The organism is Luteibacter sp. P4_D7_3 (assembly GCF_056401735.1).
This window is the reverse complement of the sequence record NZ_JBFUIT010000164.1, coordinates 1-8,696: the sequence shown is the minus strand read 5'-3', so window position 1 is coordinate 8,696 and position 8,696 is coordinate 1. Positions and strand designations below refer to the sequence as shown.

At 65.8% G+C, this 8,696-nt stretch carries 6 protein-coding genes; 5 read left to right on the top strand and 1 reads right to left on the bottom strand.

The features are described from left to right. From treZ to treY, 3 genes are all read left to right on the top strand, one after another. On the top strand, positions 1-1,637 hold a 1,637-nt coding region (gene treZ / locus AC1DSN_RS14200), incomplete at its 5' end, for a malto-oligosyltrehalose trehalohydrolase (RefSeq protein WP_477331248.1). Positions 1,638-1,640: 3 nt separating this feature from the next. Next, entirely contained in the window at positions 1,641-3,719 is a 2,079-nt protein-coding gene (gene malQ, locus AC1DSN_RS14195) for a 4-alpha-glucanotransferase (protein WP_477331246.1), read from the top strand. Further along, positions 3,716-6,328, top strand: coding sequence for a malto-oligosyltrehalose synthase (gene treY, locus AC1DSN_RS14190; RefSeq protein ID WP_477331244.1), 2,613 nt, complete (start codon positions 3,716-3,718; stop codon positions 6,326-6,328). The genes malQ and treY overlap by 4 nt, the downstream gene beginning before the upstream one ends. A gap of 17 nt (positions 6,329-6,345) precedes the next feature. Here the strand turns inward: treY and AC1DSN_RS14185 are convergent, their stop codons facing one another. Beyond that, positions 6,346-6,606, bottom strand: coding sequence for an acyl-CoA-binding protein (locus AC1DSN_RS14185; RefSeq protein WP_063571028.1), 261 nt, complete (start codon positions 6,604-6,606; stop codon positions 6,346-6,348). 124 nt (positions 6,607-6,730) lie between these two features. On the opposite strand from AC1DSN_RS14185, the gene cmk reads away from it, so the two are divergent. Next, complete coding sequence (gene cmk, locus AC1DSN_RS14180; protein ID WP_082878935.1) at positions 6,731-7,411, top strand: (d)CMP kinase; 681 nt, start codon at positions 6,731-6,733, stop codon at positions 7,409-7,411. 169 nt (positions 7,412-7,580) lie between these two features. Next, positions 7,581-8,696, top strand: a 1,116-nt coding sequence (locus tag AC1DSN_RS14175) for a 30S ribosomal protein S1 (protein ID WP_477331242.1), incomplete at its 3' end; no start/stop codon positions are given.

The window sequence follows — 8,696 nt, the reverse complement described above, 5'->3', positions numbered from 1 at the left end:
CCGGCCATACGGCGCCCATGCGGTCGCTTGACGATGGTTGGTTCGAATGCATCTGCCCGGCCGAGATAGGCGTGGGTTATCGCTTCCGGATCAATGCGTCGCTGGCTGTGCCCGACCCCGCGTCGAGGCGCCAGCGTGGCGGCGATGTGCATGGCTATAGCATCGTCACCGATCCTCTTGCCTTCGAATGGCGCAATACGGCGTGGAACGGAAGGCCCTGGCGCGAAACAGTGATCTACGAGCTCCATGTGGGCGTGCTCGGGGGATTTCATGGCGTCGAGATGATCCTTCCGCACCTGGTGTCGCTGGGCGTCACGGCGATCGAACTCATGCCTATCGCCCAGTTTCCCGGCGAGCGCAACTGGGGCTACGACGGTGTGCTTCCGTATGCGCCGGCGGACGCTTACGGTTCGCCGGAAGATCTCAAGGCAATGATCGACACGGCGCACGATCTCGGTCTGATGGTCTTCCTCGATGTGGTCTACAACCATTTCGGGCCCGATGGGAATTACCTGGGCGCCTATGCCTCGCGGTTTTTCGACGAGGGCGTGCACACGCCCTGGGGTGCGGCGATCGGTGTCTCATCGCCGCAGGTCGGCGACTACTTCGTCCACAACGCGCTTTATTGGATCCAGGAGTTCCGCTTCGACGGCCTGCGTTTCGACGCAGTCCACGCGATCGGTAATCCCGGCTGGCTGTCGTCGCTGGCCAGCCGCGTCCACGCCGCTGTCGGACCGGATCGCCATGTGCACCTGATCCTCGAGAACGAGGCCAACCAGGCCAACCTGCTTGGCCGCGGTCGCTTCGACGCGCAGTGGAACGACGACTTCCACAACGCGCTGCACGTCCTGCTCACGGATGAGGGCGAGGGTTATTACGCTCATTACCAGGCGCCGATGGACATGCTACTGAGGACGTTGCGCGAAGGCTTTGCCTACCAGGGCGAGTTGATGGGGGCACGTCGCCGCGGCGAACCGAGTGGGCACCTGGCGCCGTCGCGCTTCGTAAACTTCCTGCAGAACCATGACCAGGTCGGCAACCGCGCCTTCGGCGAGCGCCTGACGACGCTGATCGATCCCGCCACGATGGAAGCGGCACTGGCGCYGCTCTTGCTTGCCCCCTTCGTGCCGATGCTTTTCATGGGTGAGGAGTGGGCGAGTCGAACACCGTTCCTGTATTTCACCGACTTCAGCGACGACGAACTTCGTGACGCGGTGCGTGACGGCCGTCGCAAGGAGTTTGCGGCGTTCACCCGTTTCGGAGGCGAGGACATTCCCGATCCGAACGAGTACGACACGTTCACCGCGTCGATTCCGGAGCGCGATATCGCGCACGGTGAGCATCGACGCCTGTTTATCCGTGACCTGATTGCGCTGCGCCACAAATACGTGGCGCCCTACATCGACGACGCACGTAGCCTCGGCGCGATGCCTCTGGGCGAGCACGCCCTCAAGGCGTCGTGGTCGCTCGGCGGCCAGGTTCTGACCGTCTTCGTCAACCTCGGCAACACCGACGTCACCATCGCGCAGCCACCATCGCCCTCGGCGGCGTGGTTGCATGGCGACGCCGCCGAGATTGCCTCTGTATCGCGCGGCCTGCTTCCGGCACGCCGCACCGTTGCCTGCCTGGAGTCCTGAGCCGTGAACGCCCCCCTCGACGATCGTCTCGCCCTGCTAGCGGAACAGGCCGGCGTAGACGTGTATTGGCGCGACGCGCTGGATCGTCCGCAGTCCACGCCGGCCGCCACGTTGCGCGCCGTCCTGCGCGCCCTGGATCTTCCGGCGGATAACGCCGACGACATCGAGGCGAGCCTGCAGCGCATCGAACAGGAGCGTACGGGCCGGCAACCCCCGCGCCTGGTAACCGCTGAAGCGGGCGACCGCTTTGCCTTGCCTGTCGCGCCCCGCGGACGCGTATGGAAGCTGCTCGCCGACGACGGTAGCCTCGTCAGCGAAGGCCAGCTGCCTTCCGGCCAGGGCCAGTTGGATGCGCCATCCGTCCCCGGCTATTACACGTTGTTCCTCGACGAAGACGAAGTCACGCTTGCCGTCGCGCCGCCGCGTACCTTCGGCATCGCCGACATCGCCGCGGCGCGTCGCCCGTGGGGTGTGGCCGTGCAGATGTCGAGCCTGCGTCGCCCGGGCGACGGCGGCATCGGTGATTTCACTGCGCTCGAGACCTGTGCGAAGGCCGCGGCGGAGAAGGGCGCGGACGCGCTGGCGATCAGTCCACTGCATGCATTGTTTGCCGCGGCGCCGGAGCGATACAGTCCCTATGCGCCGTCGAGTCGGTTGTTCCTCAACGGCCTCTACGTCGACCCGGTGCGAACCAGCGGCGAGCAAACCGTGCGTGCCGTGATCGACACGCACAACCTGCGCCAGGAACTCGCCGAACTGGAATGGTTGGACCTGATCGACTGGCCTCGCGCTGCGCGTGCCAGGATGACTATCCTGCGCTCGCTCTTCGAATCGGCCTCGGTCGACCTCGCCCATTCCGAACGCTTCGGTGCGTTCCGCCGCGCTCAGGGCGAGCCGCTGGAACGGCATGCAAGGTTCGAGGCCCTGCATGCCGACTTCAGTGCGCACGGCCGTCCCGGCGGCTGGCAGGGTTGGCCCACCGCGTACCACGACCCTGCGAGTCGTGAGGTGGCTGCGTTTGCTCGTGAGCATTCGCGGGAGGTGGGCTTCCACGCATGGTTGCAATGGCTCGCCAGCCGGGGACTTGAAGGCGCACAGAAGGCGGCGCGCGATGCAGGCATGGCCATCGGCCTCGTCGCGGATCTCGCTGTCGGTGCCGACTCGGGCGGCAGTCACGCCTGGGCCCACCAGGCCGAGGTGCTCAAGGGGCTTTCCGTCGGCGCGCCGCCGGATGCACTCAATCGCCTGGGCCAGGACTGGGGGCTCACCACGTTTTCGCCGCGCGGCCTGCGCGATACCGGTTTCAAGGGTTTCATCGGCATGCTTCGTGCGGCACTCGCCCACGCCGGCGGCGTCCGTATCGACCATGTGCTCGGCCTGAAGCGCCTGTGGATGGTGCCCCATGGCGCCGGTGCCACCGAGGGTGCGTACGTGCGCTATCCGTTGACGGACATGCTGCGCCTCATCGCACTCGAATCGCACCTGCATCGCGCCATCGTGATCGGCGAGGACCTCGGTACGGTGCCGGCTGATTTCCGCCAGGCGATCGGCGACAAGGGCGTGCTCGGCATTCGCGTGCTCTGGTTCGAGCGCGCGGCGGATGGCGGCTTCGTCTCGCCGCTCGAATGGTCGGAGAAGGCCATGGCGACGACCAGCACGCACGATGTGCCCACCGTGGCCGGCTGGTGGAGTGGCCGCGACGTGGAGTGGCGGAAGAAGACGGGTCTCGACGATCCTGCGGTGGACGAGAACCTGCAGCGCGAGCGCGATCGGGTGCTTCTGTGGCGCGCCATGTGCGCGTCGGGGTCGGCGTGGAACGAAGATGCGCCGCCGGGGCTGGACGACATCTCCCCCGTGGTCGTGGCAGCGGCGAAACACGTGGCGCAAGCGCCCGCGCCGCTGGCGATCTATCCGGTGGAGGACATCCTCGGACTGCACGAGCAGCCGAACCTTCCGGGCCCGACCGACGCAATCCATCCGAACTGGCGGCGCCGTATGCCTGACTCGTCTTCGCGCCTTTTCGACGGGCCGATCGCTCACGCCGTTTGCGATGTGATCGACAAGACGCGGAACCGCACATGAGTCCACCGCGTGCCTTGGCGCGCCTGCAGTTCCATGCGGGCTTCACGCTGGACGACGCCGTTCCGGTGGTGGGCTATTACGCCAGCCTCGGCGTGAGTCACTTGTACGCGTCGCCGATCCTGCGCGCACGCGCGGGCTCCACGCACGGTTACGATGTGGTGGACTGCCACGAAGTGAATCCCGAGCTCGGCGGTGAAGACGCGCTGCGGCGCCTCGTGGCTGCCTTGCGTGAGCATGGCATGAGCCTGGTGGTCGACATCGTGCCCAATCACATGGGCGTAGGCACGCAGAATGCCTGGTGGATGGACGTGCTGCGTCACGGACGCGAGAGCCGCTACGCGAATTATTTCGACATCGACTGGCAGGCGCCGGATCCCCTTTTGCGCAGTCGCGTCCTCTTGCCGATCCTCGGCGCCGGCTATGACGAGACCCTGCGTAACGGGCATCTTCGTCTCGCCCGGCGCAAGGAAGAGTGGGTGCTTCGTCTCTACGACGATGACCTGCCGTTGTCACCGGCGTCCGTTGCCGGGCTCGGTGACGACGCCATCGCCCGGCATGACCCGGAAAGCGACGACGGCCGGGCGGCGCTGCATGCGCTGATCGAACGTCAGCACTACCGTCTCGCGTTCTGGAAACTGGCCAGTGACATGGTCAACTACCGGCGCTTCTTCGACATCAACGAGCTGGCTGGCTTGCGCATCGAGCGTACGGCCGTCTTTGAGGATACGCACAAGACGATTTTTCGGCTGTATGCGGAAGGCCTCATCGACGGCCTGCGTTGCGATCATGTCGACGGTCTTGCCGACCCCCGTCGCTATTGCCGGCAGTTGCGGCATCGGCTCGACAAGTTGCGCCTGCAGCGTCCGCCGGGTGCCCCGCGTGACGGTGCCTACCTGGTGGTCGAAAAAATTCTCGCCGAAGACGAATCGCTACGCCTGGACTGGCGCACCGATGGCACCACGGGCTACGAATTCATGGACCAGGTGTCCGCCGTGCTGCACGACGGCGCGGGTGAGGCGCCGCTGACCGAACTCTGGCGCCATCTCACCGGTGAGTCCGCCGACTTCGCCACGCAGGCGGTGCGTGCTCGCCGACAGATCCTCGTCGACAGTTTCGAAGCCGAGCTGGACCGGACGGCACGCGCCCTTTTTGCCTCGGCACGCGCCGATGTGGCGACACGCGACGTCTCCCTCGCCGCCATCCGGCGCGTACTGATCGAGCTGCTCGTGCATTTTCCCGTGTACCGGACCTACGCGGGCGGCGCGGGACGCGATGCCTACGATGAAGCGATCTTCGCGCGGGCTGTCGAAGGCGCGCTGCGCACGATTCGCGTGGAAGACACCGAACTGCTGCACCTTGTCGCCCTTTGGCTCGGTGGCGTGGCGCCGCGCAGCCTGCCGCCGGGGCCCGTGCGACGGGCACGCGAGCGGGCGATCGCGATCTTCCAGCAAGCGACGTCGCCGGTAGCCGCCAAGGCCGTGGAGGACACCGCGGGCTATCGTTATGGACGTCTGCTTTCGCGCAACGAGGTCGGGGTCGACGCGGCGCAACTTTCGATGACACCCGAGGCGTTCCACGCCCGTTGCGTGGATCGCGCCGCCACCTTGCCGCACAACCTGCTGGCCACGGCGACGCACGATCACAAGCGCGGCGAAGACCTGCGCGCCCGGCTCGCCGTGCTGTCCGAAGTCGCCGAGCGCTGGGTGATCACGGTGGAGCGCTGGCGCATCCGTCACGCCGATCTTCGTCGGCGCGCCGACGGACGCATGGCGCCCTCGGCCGGCGACGAGCTGATGCTTTACCAGATGCTCGTCGGTGCATGGCCCCTGCACCTGGCCCCGGACGATGTCGACGGCCTCGAGTTGTTCGCCACGCGCATCGCCGCCTGGCAGCGTAAGGCGCTGCGCGAAGCCAAGCGCTGGACGCGCTGGACCTCGCCGAACGAACCTTATGAGGACGCCTGCGAGGATTTCCTTCGGGCGGTGCTGTCGGGGGATGCGGCCGCCGAACTGGCTGCCTTCGCCGAGTACATCGCGACCCCGGGTGCGGCCAATGGCCTTGCCCAGACCGTGTTGCGCCTGACCACTCCCGGGGTGCCCGATATTTACCAGGGCACCGACTATTGGGACTTCAGCCTGGTCGACCCGGATAACCGGCGGCCGGTGGATTTTCCCGCGCGAGCGGCTTCACTCAAGCGTGCCGCGGCACCACGGGACGCCTTGGCGCACTGGCGGGACGGCACGATCAAGCAGGCTGTCATCGCCCGGCTGCTCTGGGCCAGGCGTGAGCATCCGGAACTGTTCGCTCGCGGCAGCTACCGGCCCCTCGAGGTCGATGGACCGGCGGCCGGGCACGTACTGGCTTTCGTCCGCGAGCATCGGGGGCAGCGCATCGTGGTCGCGGCGGCCCGGCATACCGCACCGTGGCTGGCCGGCACCTCCGCGCCGGCCATTCCCGCCGGGCATTGGGCCGGTACGACCGTCGTCCTGCCCGATGGGCGGTGGACCGGCTTGATGGTGGAAGGGGAGATGCAGGGAGGGGCGGTGGACGCGGCAGCCTTGTTTGGTGACATGCCGGTTGCCGCGTGGCTGTCGCACGGCGCCTCATAGGCGCCGCCAGACGGCCCTCAGCCCCCCAGGGAGCGCACCAGGCCGATGTACTGTTGCATCGCCGTTTCCCGGGGCGTGCCGGCCAGCTTCACCCATGCCTCGTACTTCGCCGTGCCGACGAAATCGAAGAATCCTGGCTTCTCGCCGTGGAAGTCACCCTCGGAGCCCTGCTTGTAAAGGGCGTAGATGCGCAACAGGGTGTCGTTGTCCGGTCGGTGGCCGAGGCGGGTTATATCCAGCGAAGCCTGCTCGAACTGGCTCTGGAGGTCGTCGGACATGGAGCTGGTAACCCGCGGGTGTGGAACGATGGGGGCTTGTAGCACGCGTTCGCGAAAGCTGTCCATGGGACCAATTCGCCTGCCATGACGAGATATCATGCGGGTTTCGCARGAGAGCTATCCCATGCCCCATTCGGCTGTCGCCCCTGTCCTGACCATCGACGGCCCCTCGGGCTCCGGCAAGGGCACCATCAGCCGTCTGGTCGCCGAGAAGCTCGGCTGGCACCTGCTCGATTCGGGCGCGCTCTACCGGGCGGTGGGCTATGCGGCGGCCGAGGAGGGCATCGACCTTTCCGATGTCGACGCGGTCACGCGATGCGCCCAGACCGTGAAGATCCGCTTCCGGGCCAGTCCGGACCATAGTGAGACGCACATCCTGGTCAATGGCCACGACGCCACGGACGAGCTGCGTACGGAGACCGCCGGCGCCGCCGCGTCGGCCATCGCGGTGATCCCTTCCGTCCGCCAGGCCCTGGTGGACATGCAGTTGGGCTTTCGCAAGGGTCCTGGCCTGGTTGCCGACGGTCGCGATATGGGGACGGTGATTTTCCCCGATGCCGCCCACAAGGTATTCCTGACCGCCAGTGCCTCCGAGCGTGCGAAAAGACGCTATAAGCAGTTGAAGGATAAGGGTCTGAGCGTTACACTTGCAGGCCTCCAGCGAGAAATCGAGGCGCGCGACGAGCGGGATGCGTCGCGCCCCGTTGCCCCGTTGAAGCCCGCCGAAGGCGCCGTGGTGATCGATACCACCGGCATGCCGATCGAGGTGGTGGTGGCAAAAGTATTCGCCGTGGTGCGTCCGTAAGGCGCATCCGGCACAACGCTCGCGCAGTGTGCGCGGGTTCTTGGCAACGGCACGGGGCGGTCCCATCTGGGATTGCTCGATGTGCCCACAACCGGTGGGTCCCCTGTCCGCACGCGTTAAAGAATGTACGCAGGCGCCGGGTACGACCTTTCATAACCCTGGAATCAACATGACTGAAAGTTTTGCCGAACTGTTTGAACAGAGCCAGCAGGCTATTTCCAAGCTGAAGCCCGGCTCCATCGTCACCGGTATCGTTGTGGAAATCCGCAACGACGTGGTGGTGATCAACGCCGGCCTGAAGAGCGAAGGCATCGTCCCGATCGAGCAGTTCCGGGATGAAGCAGGCGTACTGGAAGTGGAAGTGGGCGACGAGGTCAAGGTCGCGCTCGACGCGCTCGAAGACGGCTTCGGCGAGACCAAGCTCTCCCGTGAGAAGGCCAAGCGTTCGATGGTGTGGGACGACCTCGAGCAGGCGTTCGACAAGGAAGAGACCATCACCGGCAAGATCTCCGGCAAGGTCAAGGGCGGCTTCACGGTCGACATCAAGGACGTCCGCGCATTCCTGCCGGGCTCCCTGGTCGACGTGCGTCCGGTCCGTGACCCGGTTTACCTCGAAGGCAAAGACCTCGAGTTCAAGATCATCAAGCTTGATCGCAAGCGCAACAACGTCGTCGTCAGCCGCCGCGCGGTTGTCGAGACCGAGTTCTCGGAAGAGCGCGAGAAGCTGCTCGAGCGCCTGACGGAAGGTGCGGTCGTGAAGGGTGTCGTCAAGAACCTGACCGATTACGGCGCATTCGTCGACCTCGGCGGCATCGATGGCCTGCTGCACATCACCGACATGGCGTGGAAGCGCGTGCGTCACCCGTCCGAAGTCGTGAACGTTGGCGACGAKCTGGACGTCCGCGTGCTGAAGTACGACCGCGAGCGCAACCGCGTTTCTCTCGGCCTCAAGCAGCTCGGCGACGACCCGTGGGTCGCTATCGCCCGCCGCTATCCGGTCGGCAGCCGTCTGTTCGGCAAGGTCTCCAACGTTACCGATTACGGTTGCTTCGTTGAGATCGAGCCGGGCGTCGAAGGCCTCGTGCACGTTTCGGAAATGGATTGGACCAACAAGAACGTCAACCCGGCCAAGGTCGTACAGGTCGGTGACGAGACGGAAGTCATGGTCCTCGACGTGGATGAAGAGCGTCGTCGTATCTCCCTCGGTATCAAGCAGACCCGCTCGAACCCGTGGGAAGCGTTTGCCGCCATGCACAAGAAGGGCGACAAGGTTTCCGGTCAGATC

Bases quoted from the DNA above. Each gene is read 5' to 3' on its own strand.
- cmk (WP_082878935.1), top strand. From the start codon at position 6,731: ATGCCCCATTCGGCTGTCGCCCCTGTCCTGACCATCGACGGCCCCTCG.
- AC1DSN_RS14185 (WP_063571028.1), bottom strand. From the start codon at position 6,606: ATGTCCGACGACCTCCAGAGCCAGTTCGAGCAGGCTTCGCTGGATATA.
- treY (WP_477331244.1), top strand. From the start codon at position 3,716: ATGAGTCCACCGCGTGCCTTGGCGCGCCTGCAGTTCCATGCGGGCTTC.